Origin of the sequence: Solidesulfovibrio fructosivorans JJ], from assembly GCF_000179555.1 — a bacterium.
In the GTDB taxonomy this organism is placed as follows: Bacteria; Desulfobacterota; Desulfovibrionia; order Desulfovibrionales; family Desulfovibrionaceae; genus Solidesulfovibrio; species Solidesulfovibrio fructosivorans.
In genome coordinates this window covers 24,560-42,079 of sequence record NZ_AECZ01000017.1, presented here as the reverse complement: position 1 = coordinate 42,079, position 17,520 = coordinate 24,560, and the positions used below count along the sequence as shown (strand labels likewise).

Annotated in this window: 13 protein-coding genes; 11 read left to right on the top strand and 2 right to left on the bottom strand. The window is 64.9% G+C overall.

Annotation, left to right across the window (positions count from 1 at the left end; genetic code table 11):
* The first annotated feature begins 47 nt into the window (after positions 1–47).
* From DESFRDRAFT_RS12720 to chrA, 8 genes are all read left to right on the top strand, one after another.
* A complete protein-coding gene (locus DESFRDRAFT_RS12720; protein WP_158306979.1) occupies positions 48–1,271 on the top strand; it encodes a glycosyltransferase family 4 protein in 1,224 nt (407 codons plus the stop codon).
* Positions 1,272–1,335: 64 nt separating this feature from the next.
* Positions 1,336–4,956 carry a translocation/assembly module TamB domain-containing protein gene (locus tag DESFRDRAFT_RS12715; RefSeq protein WP_005994489.1) on the top strand — a complete coding sequence of 1,207 codons (3,621 nt, stop codon included), beginning with the start codon at positions 1,336–1,338 and terminating at the stop codon, positions 4,954–4,956.
* A 57-nt stretch (positions 4,957–5,013) separates the two neighbouring features.
* Entirely contained in the window at positions 5,014–5,922 is a 909-nt protein-coding gene (locus DESFRDRAFT_RS12710; RefSeq protein WP_005994487.1) for a decaprenyl-phosphate phosphoribosyltransferase, read from the top strand.
* Positions 5,919–8,132 (top strand): SDR family oxidoreductase, encoded by a 2,214-nt coding sequence (locus DESFRDRAFT_RS12705; RefSeq protein ID WP_005994486.1) that lies wholly within the window; start codon positions 5,919–5,921, stop codon positions 8,130–8,132. Before DESFRDRAFT_RS12710 ends, DESFRDRAFT_RS12705 begins: the two co-directional genes overlap by 4 nt.
* Positions 8,133–9,305 carry a glycosyltransferase family 4 protein gene (locus DESFRDRAFT_RS12700; protein WP_005994484.1) on the top strand — a complete coding sequence of 391 codons (1,173 nt, stop codon included), beginning with the start codon at positions 8,133–8,135 and terminating at the stop codon, positions 9,303–9,305.
* Between the two features lie 155 nt (positions 9,306–9,460).
* The gene (locus tag DESFRDRAFT_RS12695; RefSeq protein ID WP_005994482.1) at positions 9,461–10,231 is read left to right on the top strand and encodes an alpha/beta fold hydrolase; all 771 of its coding nucleotides are present in this window, start codon (positions 9,461–9,463) and stop codon (positions 10,229–10,231) included.
* A gap of 110 nt (positions 10,232–10,341) precedes the next feature.
* Positions 10,342–11,526 carry a glycosyltransferase family 4 protein gene (locus DESFRDRAFT_RS12690; protein WP_005994480.1) on the top strand — a complete coding sequence of 395 codons (1,185 nt, stop codon included), beginning with the start codon at positions 10,342–10,344 and terminating at the stop codon, positions 11,524–11,526.
* Between the two features lie 46 nt (positions 11,527–11,572).
* Complete coding sequence (chrA, locus tag DESFRDRAFT_RS12685) at positions 11,573–12,733, top strand: chromate efflux transporter (protein WP_005994478.1); 1,161 nt, start codon at positions 11,573–11,575, stop codon at positions 12,731–12,733.
* A gap of 191 nt (positions 12,734–12,924) precedes the next feature.
* Here the strand turns inward: chrA and DESFRDRAFT_RS12680 are convergent, their stop codons facing one another.
* Both DESFRDRAFT_RS12680 and DESFRDRAFT_RS12675 read right to left on the bottom strand, forming a co-directional pair.
* Positions 12,925–14,148, bottom strand: a complete 1,224-nt coding sequence (locus DESFRDRAFT_RS12680; protein ID WP_005994476.1) for an ABC transporter permease — start codon at positions 14,146–14,148, stop codon at positions 12,925–12,927.
* Between the two features lie 8 nt (positions 14,149–14,156).
* Positions 14,157–14,543, bottom strand: a complete 387-nt coding sequence (locus tag DESFRDRAFT_RS12675; protein WP_005994474.1) for a winged helix-turn-helix domain-containing protein — start codon at positions 14,541–14,543, stop codon at positions 14,157–14,159.
* A gap of 144 nt (positions 14,544–14,687) precedes the next feature.
* On the opposite strand from DESFRDRAFT_RS12675, the gene DESFRDRAFT_RS12670 reads away from it, so the two are divergent.
* The 3 genes from DESFRDRAFT_RS12670 (at position 14,688) to DESFRDRAFT_RS12660 (ending at position 17,518) form a co-directional block, all read left to right on the top strand.
* The gene (locus tag DESFRDRAFT_RS12670; RefSeq protein WP_005994472.1) at positions 14,688–16,070 is read left to right on the top strand and encodes an MATE family efflux transporter; all 1,383 of its coding nucleotides are present in this window, start codon (positions 14,688–14,690) and stop codon (positions 16,068–16,070) included.
* A 1-nt stretch (position 16,071) separates the two neighbouring features.
* Complete coding sequence (locus DESFRDRAFT_RS12665; protein ID WP_005994470.1) at positions 16,072–16,956, top strand: DUF2156 domain-containing protein; 885 nt, start codon at positions 16,072–16,074, stop codon at positions 16,954–16,956.
* A 172-nt stretch (positions 16,957–17,128) separates the two neighbouring features.
* Entirely contained in the window at positions 17,129–17,518 is a 390-nt protein-coding gene (locus tag DESFRDRAFT_RS12660) for a response regulator (RefSeq protein ID WP_005994468.1), read from the top strand.
* The last annotated feature ends 2 nt before the right edge of the window (positions 17,519–17,520 follow it).

Below are 17,520 nucleotides of genomic sequence, written 5' to 3'. Positions count from 1 at the left end.
CCGTCCCCCCCGGCTTTGACCTCTGGAACAGGCCCAAGGTCGGCATTATGGTCGAAACCACGATACCGCCCGTTTCCCGGGCCAACCTGCGCATGTATTGGCTGGCCAAGGCGCTCTTGGCCGAGAAAAAGACCATGGTGAACATGGTCTCGCCGAGCAAAGATCTGGCCACGCGGCGCTCTTATTTCGTGGAATGGATCTGGATGAACCAGTTTCCGGGCTGGGCCAAGCATCTCTATTCCAAGTGGCGGCTGCCGGTGCGCATCTGGCATTTTGTCGCTTCCATCATCTCCATGGTCATCCTGGTCGTCTGGTACAAGCGCGAGCATTGCCCGGGCTTCGCCGTTATCCACGCCTGGAACCCCCTGGCCGGGCTGGCCGCCGTCATCGCGGGCTGGCTGATTCGCCGGCCGGTGTTCGTCGACTTCACTGACTTCTATTCCGACATCGCCCGCACGGACATGCCGCTACTAAGCAAGCCTCTCGTCTGGCTGGAAAATTTCGTGCTGCGCCAGGCCCGCCACGTCTTTGTGGTCAGCAATCAGCTCAAGGAACATCTGGTGCGCGCCCAGGGCCTGCCGGCGGCGAAGATCCATGTCGTGCCCGACGGCACCGACTCCGAAACCTTTCGCCCCGACTGCGACACCACCGGCGTGCGCGCCCGCCTCGGCATTCCCGAGGACGCGCCGGTGCTGGTCTTTCACGGCGATATCAAAAACGACGACGGCGTGGACATCCTGATCGAGGCCATGGCCAAGGTCGTGGCCGAACGCCCGGACGCCCGCCTGTTGATCCTCGGCGGCGGCAGCCCTTACTTTGACGCGGTGTGCCGGCCGCTGATCGAGAAGCTGGGCCTTGCGGACAACGTGGTCCTGCCCGGCTGGATTGCCCACAAGGACGTGCCGGCGGTGCTTTGCGCCTGCGACATCGGGGCCATGACCCTTCGCGCCACGCTCAACCACGACCATTACCTGTCCTTCAAGCTCTTCGAGTATTGGGGTTGCGGCAAGCCCGTGGTGGTGACGAAGCTCAAGGCCATCGGCGAGATCGCCCGCGACGGCGAAAACGCGCTCATTGCCCAAAGCGGCGATGTCGACGGCTTTGCCCGGGCCTTTTTGCGCCTGATCGAGGACAAGGACCTGGCCGCCCATCTCGGCCGTGCCGGTCGTGAGCTGGTGGTGCGCGAATACGACTGGCGCGAGATCATGAAAAAGGAAACCGCTGTCTACACCAGCGAATTTCTCGGGCCGCCGTGTCCGCCCAGTCCGTGATCCGCGCTGTCACTGGCTTGTATCGTCCCGCCCGCCGGCCTCTTCGCCGTCCCGGAGGCGTGCGGTGAAGCGGCGTTGGGCCCTGTTGGCCGCCGTGGCCCTGGTGGCGCTTTTCGCCCTGCTGTCCTGGCGGGGCATCCTGCTGGCCCCGGGCCAGGTCTACCAGAACTGGGACAACTCCATCCCCCCGTATCCCCAGGAGATCGAGCGTTACGGCGCCATCTCCAAGCACGCCTGGTATCCCCATTACGACCTTGGCAGTCCCGGGGCGTTTTCGGGCATCACCCGTTGGTTCGACCTGCTCATGCGCGACGGCATAGCGCCCCTTGGCGGGCCGATCATCGCCAAATGGCAGGGGCCGGTCTACGCCGTCATCGGCGGCGGCGGCATCCTTGCCCTGGCCCGGGTGTTGGGGCTCGGCTTCTGGCCCGGGCTGGTCGCGGCGCTGCTTTATGCCTTCAATCCCCGCCAGTATTCCCTGGCGGTCAGCGGCCATATCGAGGAGACCGGGTTCGCCCTGGCCCTTTTGCCCTGGGTGTTGCTGCTCTTGCATCGGGCCTTGGGCCAGCGGTCGCTGCGCCGGTTGTGCGGCTTGTCCCTGGCCGCCGGCCTGCTCGGCGCGCTGGTCTGCTCGGCCTCGCCCTTCGGCATCGTCTTTTACGGTGCCTTCACCGGGCTTTTTACCGTGGCCGCCATGCTGGCCAGACGGTCGCTAAAACCCCTGGCGGTTTTCGTCGTGGCCGGACTGGCCGTGGTCGTGCTCCACATGCAGTGGGTCGTGCCGGCCGCCCATTCCATGCTCCATGGCGTGGATTTCAAACACCACCAGACCGAAAGCGAGATCCGCGACAACTACGAGGGCATCTACCGCCATTTTTCCACCCCGCCGCGCCAGGCCATGATCGGCCATACCGACAACTACGGCATGGGCACGGAATACGCTTATCCGGTCAATTTCAAGGATACTCCGGTCTGGGTGGCGGCGGCCTTCGGTCTGCTCTTTATCGCTTTGGCCGGTCTCGCCTACCGGCCCCGGGACAAGGTTTTCCAGTATTTCGCCGGACTGTGCCTGCTTTCCGGCTTCGTGCTCATGACCGGCCACAAGACCCTGGCCGGGGCGGTTTTTTACGAGCGTTTCCTGCACCGGGTGCCCATGCTTTTTTTTCAGATGGCCCGTCCGGCCCGCTGGCTGCCGCTCTATTACGCCGGGCTGTCGCTTCTGGTCGGCATGGGGCTGGCCGCCATCGGCCGCCGGAGCTTCTGGCGCGGCAATCGGACGGTCGACGGCGCGGCCGGGCTTTTCGCCGCCGCCTGTCTGGCCGTCTACCTCGCGCCCTATTGGAACGGCTCCCTGGCCATTCCCAAAAACGCCACCACCCAGACCATGGCGCTCATGCCCCAGCCGGTTTCCCCGGCCGAAGGGACGCTTTCCCGGGCGCTCAGCGACGATCCGGCCGACTACAGGATCACGGTCTGGCCGACTATCGCCGGTCCCACGGGCGACGTGCCCGCCCCCCCACATGACGCCGTCACCCGCAATTTCGGCATGCTCGGCAAGGACGCCGTCATGGGCCCGACCTTTATCGGCGAGCCCTACAGCCGCTTTCTTCTGACCGTGCTCATGCGCTCTTGGCCCTATACAGACCGTTTTGGTCGACTGCTGGGGCTGGCGGCGGTCAAGCGCGTGATTTTCGACCCGAGCGTACCGTATTTGTCCTACGGCCCCTTTGGCTGGATGCCGACCACCAAGCGCGGCCCGGAGACGTTGTTCGATCCCGGTGACATCCTGGCTCCGTTCGTGGCCGCCCAAGCGGACCTGTCCCCGGACGCGGAGCTTGCCGCGCCGCCCCTTGACGTCCTGCGCAACACGGATTTCCTGCCCCGGCTGCGACTGGCCGGGCGGGGTGTGCTGGCTGCCGGCGGCTTTCCGCTGCTCTTGTCCGAATCCGTGGCGGCCAAACCGGATTTCCCTGGCCGGCTGGCCTTTTTCGGCTCGGACCTGACCCAGGCGGACGTCGCGCGCCTTGACGGTAAGCTGGCCGGAGTGGCTACGCTCGGCCGGTCCTGGCCGGAACTGCTCCTGCCGTATCTGCCGGCCAATGCTTTTGTGCCGGCCTCGGCCGCGCGGCTGGAGGGTAAGTTTGGGAACCTTTCCGGCAAAGTGCTCGACGATCCGCGCCTGGGCGGGGCGGAACTCGACGGCGGCGGCAAGGTGAGCGACGGCCCCGGCCGGCTGGAATTTCCCCTTGTCGGCCACGGCTCCTGGCGCATCTTCGTGCGGGCCGGGGCCGCGCCCTTTGCCGGCCGGGCCGCAATCCGCCTGGACGGCGCGCCGGTCGCCGGCCTCGACGCCGGCATGCTCGGCAAGGGACTCGACTGGATCGACTGCGGCACGGCCGATTTCGAGCCCGGCCCGCCCCATGGCCTGACCATCGACGTCCCCGGTCGGGGCCTCGTCGTTTCCGGCCTGCTGGCCGTGCCCGAGGACGCCTTTGACGCGGCCAGGTCGCGCATGGGAGCGGTGGCTTCGGCCGGGGAAACGCGGCTGGCCGTGGAGGCCGAGGAGGCGACGCGGGAGCCTGCCCTCCCCATGCAGCCGCGCCTTTCCCTGCCCCTTCTGGCCCCGCAGGCCGGCATCGCCATGACGGCCGAAAACGCCCGGTTGGACAAGCGCGATCCCCAGGGCGGCGGCACCGTGGCTGTGGAAGGCGAGGCGCCGGGAACGGTCGCCTTTACCGTTACTTTTCCCACGCCCGTGGCCAATCTCACCCTTGAAGCCTATCCGCGTCTTTTCGGCGACAAGGCCGCGCCGTCCTACGTGCGCGCGACCGTGTCCGTGGACGGTGGACCGTTCAAGCCGCTTTTTGCCGTGGAAGGCAAGCCTGACGGCCGCTGGGAGGATGTCTACTCCCGCCGTGAGGTCCGGGCCATCAAGGGCCCGGCCAGGACCGTGACCGTGCGTTTCGCCATGCGCCAGGCCCAGCTCTCCTCCCAGGCCAATTCGCCCAACCATCCCATGCGGCTGGTGGCCGAAACCCCCATCCCGGGCGGGGCGACGTTGTCTTTTGGCGCGGCGGCCCGGCTGCCGGCGGTCTTCGATTTGGCCGCGCCGGTCCCGGGAACGTATGCGGCCGATCTGCGCCTTGTCGGTCGGGCCGGTGACGCGGTGACCCTGCCGGACGGCTCCAGCCGGACCTTTGCCGCCGACGGTGTGCTGGATGTGGCGGATATTCCCGTGACCACCGACGCCGCCGGCCGGGCGCGTCTGGCCATCGGCGGCCCGGCCGAGGCCGCCTGCGACCGCATCGAGCTGGTCAAGGACAGGCGCGCGCCGCCAAAGGGCAGCGATCCGCCGTACCGGCGCATCAATGCCGGCCGCTACGCCCTGGATGTGCCGGCCGGGGAGGGCGGGTATCTCGTTTTCGCCGAGGCATTTCATCCGGGGTGGCGCCTGCATGTGAACGGCCATGATATCGCGCCCATCCGGGGCCTGGGCTTTGCCAATGCCTACCCGCTGCCGCCGGGCGTGTCCGGACCGGCCGAGCTGGTTTTTCGGGACGAGGCGGTCATGGCCCGGCTCGTGCCCGTGGCCGAGGCGGCCTGGGCGGTTCTTGCGGCGCTCACGGCCGTGTTGCTCGTTCCCTGGCCGCGAAAGTCCCCCCATACGGGACGCGGCCACGATTGAAGCCGGGTCCGATCCCGGCTATGGTTCCCCCGGCCGGCGTTTGCCGGATGGAGTGCTATGGGAAAACGTCCGTCGCGGCTCGCGTCCTGCCTGAAACTGGCCCGGCCGCATCAATACATCAAAAACGCCTTTGTCTTTCTGCCGCTTTTTTTCGGCTGGAAGCTGGCCGGTCCGGACGCCGTGGCGCGGGCGGCTCTGGCGTTTGTCGCCTTTTGTCTCGTGGCCAGCGCCGTTTACGTCATAAACGACCTGAAGGACGTGGAGGAGGACCGGGCCCATCCGGCCAAGCGCAACCGGCCGCTGGCCTCGGGCGCGCTGTCGCCGGCCGAGGGCGCCGGCTTCGGCTGTTGCCTGCTGGTCTCCGGCGCGGCCGTGACCGCCTGGCTCGGCTCCGCCGGGTTCACGTGCATTCTGGCCGTCTACCTCGGCATCAACCTGCTCTACAGCTTCGGGCTCAAGCACAAGGCCCTGGTCGATCTGGCCTGTATCGCCGTGGGCTTCGTGCTGCGGGTTTTTGCCGGCGGCGTGGTCACGGGCATCACCCCCAGCCACTGGATCGTGCTTATGACGTTTCTCCTGGCGCTTTTTCTCGGCTTCGCCAAACGCCGCGACGATCTGCTTTTATCCGCCGCCGGCTGCGAGAAAACGCGCCGCTCCCTTGACGGCTACAATCTGGAATTCGTTTCCGCCGCCATGATCATCATGGCGGCCGTGGTCATCGTCAGCTACATCCTCTACACCGTTTCGCCGGAAGTCATCGCCAAGCACGGATCGGACAAGTTGTATCTGACCGCGATTTTCGTCATCATGGGCGTGCTGCGCTATCTCCAGATCACGCTGGTGGAGTGCAAAAGCGGCTCGCCCACGCTGGTTCTTTTGCGCGACGGCTTCATCCAGGCCTCTCTCGTGTTGTGGATCGCCAGCTGCTACGTCATCCTTTATGTGGAGCACTCCGTTCTTCCATGAAAAAAATCATGCTTTTCTATCCGCCGGGCCGGTTCTACCAGCGCGGCGAGGATCGTTCGCAGGGCAATGTGGAGCAGTCCACGGCCACGTCCATGCGCGCGCCGAACGACCTGGGCTATGCCGCCGCCACACTGAAAAGGGAAGGCTTCGCCGTCTTCCTGCGCGACTACCAGACCGAGCGCCTGCACCCGGACGACCTCTTCGCCGATTTCGAGCGCGAAAATCCGGACGGCGTGTTCGTCAGCATCACCAACTCCACCATTTTCGACGACCTGGGCCTCATCGCCGAGCTGGCGAAGCGCAAGCCGGGCCTGCTGGTCATGCTCAAGGGCGCGATATTTTTCGATCCCGACCATGCCCTGCTCGACCAGCTCGACCTGGCCGACGCCACCTACCTGATCGGCCTGGAATCCGATTTCACCGTGGGGAGACTGGCCAAGGCCCATTTCGAGAACCCGGCGGCCGTCCCGGGTATTCGCGGCCTGCTCTATAAAAAGGACGGCGGCTGGGCCAAGACCGATTTTTCCTCCTGGGAAACCGACCTCGACGACCTGCCCTTTCCCGACCGCAGCCTCATCCGAAACGCCCTGTACGTCCGGCCGGACACCGGCGAGCCCCAAGCCACCATCGCCACCTCGCGAGGTTGCCCCTCGGCGTGCATTTTCTGCATGACGCCCAAGATTTCGGGCAAGAAGCTGCGGCTGCGCTCCCCGGAAAACATCCTGGCCGAGCTTTCGGAGTGCTATTTCACCCACGGCATCCGCGACTTCTTCTTCAAGTCCGATACCTTCACCTTCGATGCCGCCTGGACCAAGGCGGTCTGCCAGGCCATCCTGGACTCGCCGCTTTCCGGCAAGATTCGCTGGGTGGCCAACTCCAAGGTCAAGCCGCTCGAGCGCGACACCCTGGCCATCATGAAAAAGGCCGGCTGCTGGCTGGTGGCCTTCGGCTACGAGTCCGGCAGTCCCGAGACGCTCACGCGCATCCACAAGAATACAACAATCAACGACAATCTCCAGGCCACCAAATGGGCCAAGGAAGTGGGGCTGCGCACCTTCGGCTTTTTCCTCATCGGCCTGCCCTGGGAGGGCCCCGAACATCTGGAAGCCACGCGCAAGCACATCTTCGAGCTCGACAACGACTTCCTGGAACTCCATATCGCCATTCCCTACTATGGCACGCGCTTAAACGAGATCGCCCGCCAGGAAGGGCTCATTCCGGACACGGTGCTCGGCAAGGACTATTTCAACGCTCCCACCGTGGGCACGAAACACTTGTCCATGGAAGAGATCGAGGCCTTCCGCAAGAAGACCCTGCTCGATTTCCACCTGCGCCCGTCCTACATCGGCCGCAAGATCCTCCAGGCCGGCGGCAACCCGAAGATCCTGGCCAACTACGCCCGGTTCGGCCTGCGGCTGCTCAAAAACACCCTCCTGCCGCCCAAACGGCCGAGACGCCTGACGGCCGACGACGCGCCGCCCCATGCCCTTATTCTCGGGGCCAATTCCGACATCGCCACGGCCCTGGCCCGGGAACTGGCCCGGGAGGACAAGGCGACGCTGACCCTGGCTTCGCGCGACGTCGAGCGCCTGGAGCGCACGGCCGAGGCCATCGCCTGCGACTGCGACGCGCGGGTGGGCGTGTGTCCTTTCGACGCCCTGGATACCGCCGGACACAAGGCTTTTTACGAATCCCTGGACCCGGCCCCGGATATCGTGGTCGTGGCCTTTGGCCTGCTTGGCGACCAGAAGGCCGGGCAGCGCGATTTCGAGGCGGCCCGGGCCGTTATCGACACCAACCTGACCGGCGCGCTCTCCATTCTCGAGATCGCGGCCGCCGCCATGGAACGGCAAGGCCACGGCACTATCGTCGCCCTGTCGTCCCCGGCCGGCGATCGGGGCCGCAAGAGCAACTATCTCTACGGCGCGGCCAAGGCCGGGCTCACCGTGGCCCTGTCCGGCCTGCGCCACCGGCTGGCCAAGACCGGCGTGCACGTCGTCACCGCCCTGCCCGGCTGGACCAAAACGCGCATGACCGCCGCCGCGCCCACGCCCAAGTGGCTGACCGCGACGCCGCAGCGTGTGGCGGCCGATATCCGCCGGGCCATCCACGCCGGCCGCGCCGTGGTCTACACCCCCTGGTACTGGCGGCCCATCATGGCGCTCGTGCGGGCGCTTCCCGAAAAACTCTTCGTCAAAACGAACCTCTAGATGAAAATCCTCTATCTCAACCACAATCCCGAGTGCTACGGCACCTATTTCCGGTGCTACCATCTGGCCCGGCATTTGGCCGAACGCGGCCACGACGTGACGCTGCTGTGCGCCTCGCGCGAGCCCACGCTCTCCGTGCGCGACCGCAAGGAAGGATCGCTCATCATCCGCATCCTGCCGCGCGTCAACATCGCCACCTACCACACCGGGCATACCCTGCGCATGTTTTTAAACGCCAAGGAATGCCTCACTGCTGACATGGATATCCTCCATGCCTTCGCCTTCCCGCTGCATCCCATCAGCTTCCCCACGTTTTTGACCTCCATCGCCCGGCCCAAGGTGAAAATCGTCCTGGACCACGACGACATGTGGAAGGGCGGCTTCACCCTGCACCATCCCGCGCCCGTGCGCGCGCTCTATGACTTCACCGAGGACAGGCTTCCGGCCGTGGCCGACATGGCCACCGCCGCCAGCGAAATCCTCATGCGAAAATTCCGCGACGCCGGCCTGCCCGAGGAAAAAATCCACTACATCCCCAACTGCCCGACCCTGGCCGCCGACATGCCAGAGAAGGCGGAGGCGCGGGCAAGCCTGGGGCTTTCCCCGGACGACAAGATCGTCCTGTCCATGGGGCATACCTATACCGAATCGCTTTTCGCGCTCCTCGACGCCTACGCCGAGGCCAGAAAAACCATCCCGAACCTCAAGCTTCTTTTTCTCGGCAAGCTCCATATTTCCGACGAGTTCAAGACCCGCATGCGCGCCTACGAGGAGCGTTTCGCCCCGGACATCGTCACCATCGGCGAGAAGCCGCCGGCGGAAGTGCCGGCCTATCTCGCCGCTTCCGACGCGCTGCTTTTGCCCATGGACGACGACCCCATCGAGAAAGCCCGCTTTCCCATCCGCTTCGGGGATTACCTCGCCTCGGGCGTGCCGGTCGTGTCCAACGCCGTCGGGGAGATCAAACGCATCATGGAATCGCGCGACTGCGGCTACACCGCCCCGGTCGACGATGCCGCCGCCTTTGGCCGGGCCGTCGTCACCGCCCTGACCGACGCCACGGAGCGGGATCGCAAACGCGAAAACGCGCGCCGGCTCATCGCCGAGGAGCTCAACTGGCCCGCCGTGGCCGCGCGCCTGGAAGCGATCTACGAACAGACCTTGGCCGGGTAGCGGGGNGGGGGGGCGGGGAGGAGAAGGCTGGGGCTCCGCCCCAGGCCCCGGCAGGGACGCTGTCCCTGCACCCGCCCCCCGGACCCCCCGTCCGGTCTGCTTTGGCTGGGCGTGCGAAGAAGTAAGCGCTGGAAAAAGGATTGGGCGAGGACGGGATGTCGCGGTTTAACCACAAGGACGGCCGAAGCATCGCCATCGGTGATGCGGCAATCTACTGCGAGGAGCGGGGAAACGCGTCGGGCGCGCCGATAGTCTTTCTGCACGGCGGCTTGGGCGGCATCGAGGATTTCAATGCCCTTGTCCCTACGTTGGGCAAGACGTACCGGTGCATCGGCATCGATAGCCGGGGGCAAGGCAAATCCACTCTCGGTTCCGAAGCGCTGACCTATGCGCGCCTCCAGCGGGATGTGGAACATATTTGCGGGGTGTTGCGGATCGACGCCCCGATGTTCATCGGGCACAGCGACGGGGGCATCGTGGCCCTGCGCATCGCCGCGGCCGGAGCGGTCAGGCCGTCGAAGGTCGTGACTCTGGGCGCGCATTGGACGCTTGGCCCCGACGATCCGACGCGCGGCATCTATGCCGGCGTCACCCCCGAAGGCTGGCTCGGGATGTTCCCGGAGGGCGTGGCCGCCTACCGGGGGCTCAATCCCGCCCCCGATTTCGAAAAGCTGGTCCCGGCCGTTCGCGGCATGTGGCTGGATGCGGGTGGGGAGGGCTATCCGGGAGAAAGCATCCGGGATATCGACTGCCCGGTGCTCGTCGTCAGAGGGGACGACGATATGCTCGTTTCGCGTGCCCATGCCGTCGAACTGGCGGATCGGGTCCCCGGGGCGAAGTTGATGAATATCCCCTTTGCCGGGCATTGCGCCCATCAGGAACAGCCGGAGATTGTCCTTTGGGCGTTGCGGATTTTCATGGACTAGTTTTTTCAGGCAGGGAGCCAACCCCTTGCCCCTTTGAAAGTTTTTGAAAGGGGTCCGGGGGAAACTTTTTTCAAAAAGTTTCCCCCGGCCGCCGGAGGCATACACAGACCATGCGCATATTCGTGCCGGCCATGGGCCGGGTCAATACCAGCAACCGGGACGGCAGCGAGGTCCGGTTTGCCGAGATCGCCAAGCGGTGGCTGGCCGCCGGGGTGGAGCTGCTGTTGCTGCTGCCCAGGCGGGAGATCGGGGTTTTGGAGTCCCAGGGGGTCCGGGCCTCGTGGCAGGTGCACTGGGAGCCGTTTTCGGACGAGTCGGACGGACTGTGGAACGTCCTGCGCACCTATCTGTGGCGTATTCTGACCTGCCCGTTCGCGCGGTATCCCAGGGGCGTGGACGCGGTGTACGCGCCGTCGGACTTCCTGTTCGACCTGTTGCCGGCGCTTTTGTGCCGCTGGCGCAATCCCGGGGCGAAGCTCGTGGTCTGCGTGTTTCTCATCGCGCCCAATCCTTTCAAGGGCTACGAGAACGTCTTTGGCGGCAAGAAGCGGCTGCCCACGGTGCGCGGCGTGCTCTATTACGTCACCCAGTGGCTGTCGGTGGCCATGGCGCGAAGGGCCGGCGCGACGCTGCTCGTGCTCAATTCCCTGGACAAGGATTCACTTCTCGCCATGGGCGCCAGCCCGGAAAAGGTGCATGTGGTGACCATGGGCGTGGACAGGGCGTTTTTCGACAGTGTGGAGCCTGCGGAGGAAACGCCGGTCTATGACGGCATTTTTCTGGGGCGGCTGCATCCGCAAAAAGGGCTGTTCGATCTGGTGCGCATCTGGCGGCTCGTGTGCGACGCCCGGCCGGGAAGCAGGCTTGGGGTCATCGGCGGCGGCAGCGACTGGTGGTTCACCAAGCTGACCCAGGAGATCAAGGACGCGGGGCTTTCGGGCAACGTGGACCTGCTCGGGTTCCGCCAGGGCGCGGAAAAGGTGCGGCTCCTTAAAGCCGCCGGCTGTTTTCTCATGCCGAGCCATTACGAGAGCTTCGGCCAGGTGGCGGTGGAGGCCATGGCCAGCGGGCTTCCGGTGGTGGCCTATGATCTGCCGATTTACCGCGAGATTTTCCCCACCGGCATGGTCAAAACGCCCCTTGAGGATACCCGGGCGTTCGCAGACGCGGTGCTTTGCGTGTTAAACGAGCCCGGTTGCCGGGAGGCGGCCGTTTCGGCCGCCCGCGAGCGTGGCGCCGCCTTCGAGTGGTCGGCCATTGCCGCCCGGGAAACGGAACTCGTCAAGAACGCCTGAGCGGATACGACCGACACCATAACCGTCAACGCGGAGCCGGCCTGCCATGGGTGAGTTCCTCAAGCTCTTTGGCCTCTTTTTCCGGGTGGGATCGACCAATTTCGGCGGCCCGGCCATTATTCCCTATCTGCGGGCCGAGGTCTTAAAACGCGGCATCATCGACGCGCGGCGCTACGGCCGGGGCGTGGCCCTGACGGAGATATTGCCCGGCTCCACCATTCTCCAGCTCTCCGGGTTCATCGGCCAGGAGTACAAGGGCGTCAGCGGGGCCGTGGTGGCTTTCGCCGGCATGGCCATGCCGAGCTTTCTGATGATGCTCGGGCTCACCTGGTTGTACGTGGCCTATCACAGCCTGGAAATCGTCAAGGCGGTGCTGGCCTGCATGGACGCGGTGATCATCGTGGTCATCCTCCAGGCGGCGCGGATGTCGTTTGCGGCGACCATCAAGAACTGGCGCGCGGCGGCCCTGGCCGCCATTGGGTTTGCGCTCTTCATGTTCAAGATTTCCTCGCTGATCGTGCTTGGCGGCTGCGCCGTGCTGGCGCTTTTTGTGCTGCCCGAGCCCAAGGCGCTTGATGCCGGCGAGGATGTGGAAAAGTTCCCCACCCATCTGATCGTGAAGATCGTCGTGCTGTGCCTGGTGATGGCGGGCGTGACCGTGGGTGCCTTTTTGTGGGAGCCCCGCATGGGGCAGCTGGCCGTGTACATGGTCAAGGCGTCGCTGCTGGCTTTTGGCGGCGGGTTCGCCACCATCCCGATTTTCCTGGAAGACATCGTCCATACCAGCCACTGGCTGACCGAGACGCAGCTCATGGCCGGCATCATGCTCGGCCAGGTGACGCCCGGGCCGGTGGTCATCACGGCCACGTTCATCGGCTATTTGCTGCACGGGCTTTTGGGCGCGTGTCTGGCCACGCTGTGCATTCTCGGGCCGTCGTTCATCCTGGTCGTGGCCATCGGGCCGGTTTTCGGCTCCGTGGGCGGCAATCCCTGGGTGCGCAAGGGCGTGACCGGCGTGCTGGCGGGGTTTATCGGCATGCTGGGCAGTGTAGCCATTTTTCTGGGCCGGGAAGTGCACTGGAACTGGCCGACCGGGGTGACGCTGGGGCTCGCGGCGCTGCTGATGCTCTGGAAAAAGCCGTCCGTGATCTGGCTCATCCTCATGGGCGTGGCCATCGCTGTGGGGGATTTCTATTTGCTGCGGTAGAAGTGTTTTTTAAGAGTGAACTGGGGGGAAACTTTTCTGAAGAAAAGTTTCCCCCCAGGCCCCCTTTCAAAAGACTTTTAACGGTTACAAATGGTTGCCGAAAATACCATTGTAATTGTTGAAAGTTTTTGGGAGGGGAGAGCGCGAGAGGGGGACCCTTTTTTCCAAAAAGGGTCCCCCTCTCGCATCCTCTACTCATCCCTTAACACCTGCAGCACCTCCACATTGGCCGCGCTCCAGGCCGGGTAGGCCCCGGCGACGAGTCCCAGGGCCGCCGAGCCGAAGAGCGATGAGCCGATGAGCCAGGCGTTGTAGACGTTGGGGAATTGGCCGAGCCGGTAGATGATCGCCAGAAGGAGCAGCGCCGCCGCCGTGCCCGCCGTGCCGCCGACAGCCGACATGGCCCCGGATTCGATGAGGAATTGGCGGATGATGTCCCGCCGTCGTGCCCCCACGGCCCGTCGGATGCCGATTTCCAGGCGTCTGGCCCGCACGAGCAGGATCATGATGGACAGGATGCCGAGCCCGCCGATGGCGAAGGACAGCGACGAGCTGATGTAGCCGAGGGTCTGGACCAGATCCAGGGCCTGCTGCTTGAGCCGCATGGTGTCGCGGGCGGTGAGCACCCGGAAATCGTCGGCTTGGCCCTTTTCCGGCTTGATGCCGTGGCGGCGGCGCAGGATGTGCTGCGCCGTGGCCTTGGCCGCCTCGAAATCGGTGCCGTCGGCCAGCTGCATGTATACGCCGTGGATGTAGTTTTTGTTGGACATGCGGCGCATGTAGGTGGAAAGGGGCACGAAAATCTGTTCGTCCTGGTTGGTGCCGGAAACGTCCGCGCCTTTTTCCTCCATCACCCCGACCACCCGTACCCGGGCCCGGTAAATATGGACCTCCCGGCCCACGGCCGCCTCGGGCGAGCCGAAAAGGCGCGTGGCGATGGTCTGCCCGAGGGCGCAGACCATCGCCTTGTCGTCCTCGTCCTGCTGGTCGAAGAAATGGCCGTACTGCGCATGGTTGCCGCGAATGTTCGGGTAGGCCGGCCAGGTGGCCACGATCTGGCACATGGTCTTTTTGTCCCCGGCCCGGATGGGCGAGGTGAAGGCGAGGTAGGGCACGCCGCCGACGACCGAGGGCAGGCCGCGCAGGAGCGCCATGGCGTCGGGCAGCTTCAGCTTGGTATTGCCGGCGTCGGCCCGGACGTCCCCGCGTCGGAAGCGGACGTTGCCGCTCATGGCCATAAGCAGGTTGGGGCCGAGCTTTTCGGTTTCCTGCACGGCCTTGCGCTCCATGGCCAGGGAAATATGGAGCACGCCGGTTAAGGCCAGCGCGCCCAGAAAGACCCCCAGCATGGCCAGGATGGTGCGCATCTTGTGGGTGGTCAGCGACTTGAGCGCGATGCGCAGGCTGAGAAACACGTATGGCCTCAGGAACGCTTGCCCGACCGGGGGGCGTCTTCGGAATAGGGCTCCGTGGCCCAGGGAAAGATGCTTCGGGCGCGCTCCACGGCGTAGGCTTCCACCTCGCTGTGCCAGGCGCGGAACATGCGGACAATCTCATGGCCGAGCGGGGTGAGACGGAAGCCTTTTTTGGGCCCCGTGCGCTCGACCAGCGGATCGCCGATGACCGTTTCGGTCTGCTTCATGCGGCCCCAGGCCGCCCGGTAGGACATGCCCATGGCCGCGGCCGCCTTGTTGAGCGAACCCAGTTCCTCCACCAGTTCCAACAGCTGGATACGCCCCAGGCCAAGCAGCATGCCGTCTCTGGTTTCCAGCCACAGGTGCAGCCGCTGCACGGCCTCGATGTTGTGCATCACGCCTCCCTTCCCCGCCAAATGCCCATGAGCGCTGGCGAGATGCACCTTAGCCCTAGGCAGGCGTGACTGCCAAGGGGGAGTTGACCACGGGGCGGCGGTCCCGTATCGCCAGACGCCTGCGCGCGCGCAAGCGAGGGTTCCATGACAAGACCAAGCGGGTTTGCGGACACAGGCACCGGATTTCGGGAAATCTGGGCCCTGGCCTGGCCGCAAATCCTTATGATGTTTCTTAATTTTCTGATCGGGATCGCCGACGTCTACGTCGGCGGCCGCATCGGTCGCGAGGCCCAGGCCGCCATTGGCCTGCTCACCCAGGCCATGTTCTTTTTCCAGGTGGTGGCCATGGCCGTGGCCAACGGCGCCGTGGCCGCGGTCAGCCAGTCCGAGGGGGCGGGCAAGGGCCGGCGGGCCAACCGCTATGTCTGGCTGTGCCTGGTTTTGGGCGTGGTCGCTTCGCTCGCCATTCTGGGCATCGGCCTGGCCGGGCGGTCGCTTTTTTTGTCCCTGCTCCAGGTGCCGGCCCCCATGCTGCCCACGGCCCGCTATTTCCTGACGGTTTTTTTGTGGCTTTTGCCCATCCAGTCCTTTTTCAACATCGCCAACGCGCTTTTTCGGGCCAAAAAGCTGGTCATGGTGCCGCTTTACGCCTGGGGGCTGGCGGCCGTGCTCAACGCCGTCGGCGATTTCGGGCTGGGGCTCGGCTATTGGGGCCTGCCGAATCTCGGCTATGCCGGCGTGGCCTGGACGACGTTCATTTCGGTCACGGCCGGGATGCTGTTCAATTTCGCGGCGCTGTTGCGGGTGGGCATGCTTCGGGCTTCCGAGTTTCCGACCTGCCGCTGGGTCCGCCAGGGCATCGGCTACCTGCTCAAGGTGGCTTGGCCGTCGGGGCTGATGCAGATCGTGTGGCAGACGGGCTATCTGGTGCTTTTCGCCATCACCGGCTCGTTGCCCACGGGCAGCGTCGACGCCCTGGCCGGCATGGCGGCCGGGGCCCGGGTGGAATCGCTGCTTTTTTTGCCGCCCATGGCGTTTAACTTCACGGCCTCCATCCTGGTCGGAAACCTGCTTGGGGCCGGGCGTCCCGATCTGGCCAAGCGGGTGGGGTATCGCATCGTCATCACGGGAGTTTTGGCGGTGACGCTCATGGGCCTCGCCTTGTGGCCGTTTCTGCCGGACGCGGCGGCCATCCTGTCGCCCGATGCCCAGGTGCGCCTCCAGGCGGTTTCCTACCTGCGTTACAACGTGGCGGCCATTCCCTTTACGGTCAGCGGTCTTATTCTCATCGGGGCCATGACCGGGGCCGGCGCGACGCTTTTGACGCTTTTCGTGACCGGGTCCTCGATATGGCTCGTGCGGTTGCCGTTGGCCGTGTTCTTGGGGCATAGACTCCTTGGCCGTGCCGAGGGCGTGTGGATGTCCATGTTTGCTTCCCAGGCCGTGCAGGCGTTGGCCTGTCTCTACGTGTACCAGTTCGTGAACTGGGCGCGTTTCGGTATGGGCGGCGGCAAACCAAGGAAGTGAGATGCGAGAGGGTTTCGAGGAAATATCATTGGACCGCCGGGAAGAATACCTGGACCGTCTGGCCCGTTGTCCCGAAAAGGTGTCGGACTACAGTTTCGGCAACCTGTGGGGCTGGGCCGAGGAGTATGGTCTTTCCTGGCGTTTCGGCGAAAGCCACGTGTGGATATTGCAGACCAAGCCCCGCGAGATGTTCTGGGCCCCTGTGGGCCCGTGGACGGACGTGGACTGGAGCGAATGTCCCTGCCTGTCCCAGGGGCTCGATTTCATCCGTGTGCCGGAGCGGCTGTGCGCCATTTTGCACGAGGCCATGCCCGAGCGCGTGACCACCCAGGAGGCGCGCGACCATTACGACTACGTCTACAACGTGTCCGATCTTGTCGAGCTCAAGGGCAACAAGTTCCACAAGAAAAAGAATCTGCTCAACCAGTTCCTGCGCACCTACGACTATGAATACAAGCCGCTTACCCCGGACTGCGTGGAAGAGACGCTGGAAATGCAACGCCAGTGGTTTTCCTGGCGCGACCCCGAGGAGTCGGGCGCGCTTCTGGCCGAGAACCAGGCCATCGTCCGCGTGCTGCAACACTGGGACCGCATCCCCGGCCTCATGGGCGGGGCGGTGCGCGTGGACGGCGAGATGATCGCCTACACCGTGGCCGAGGCGCTTACCCCGGACATGCTCGTCATCCATTTCGAAAAGGGCAAGCCGGGCTTCAAGGGCGTGTATCAGGCCATAAGCCAGATGTTCCTGGCCGAGGCCGGCGCCGGCTACGCCTTGGTCGACCGGGAACAGGATCTCGGCGACGAAGGCTTGCGCAAGGCGAAACTTTCATACAATCCTTCGTTGTTTTTGAAGAAATGTACGGTGTCCGTGGCGCCCAAGGCCTGACGTCCTCCGCGTGCGACCGGTTCTGACGCGTCGTCGGTTCCGGAACGAAGCGTTCCCCCATGCCTGTGCCGTGGCCGTCCCGCCGGGCGGCCCGGCTTGCTTTTTTAAAAAAAGACAGCAAGGATAAGGGTTGTCGCCGTATTGGCGGCAGGAAGCAAAATGCGGCGGAAAGATGGAGCGGCAGCTTAAAGTTCTTGTGGTCGACGATTCCAAGGTCATGCGGGGCATCATCCGCAAGATGCTGTGCATGAAAGGCGACGCCGAGGTGCTGGAAGCCGCCGGCGGGCGGCAGGCCCTGGACGTCCTGGCCAAAAGTCCTGTGGACTGCATCATATCCGACTGGAACATGCCGGGCATGAAGGGCATCGACCTGCTGCGCCGGGTGCGGGGCGACGGCGTCCTGGCCGAGACGCCCTTCGTCATGGTCACGGCCGAATCCCTCGCCTCCAACCTGGCCGAAGCCGACGAGGCCAGGGTCAGCTCCTACCTGACCAAGCCGTTCACCGCCGAGGAATTGTGGCGCACGCTGCGCGGCGTGCTGCCCGGTGCCGCGCCGAAGTAATA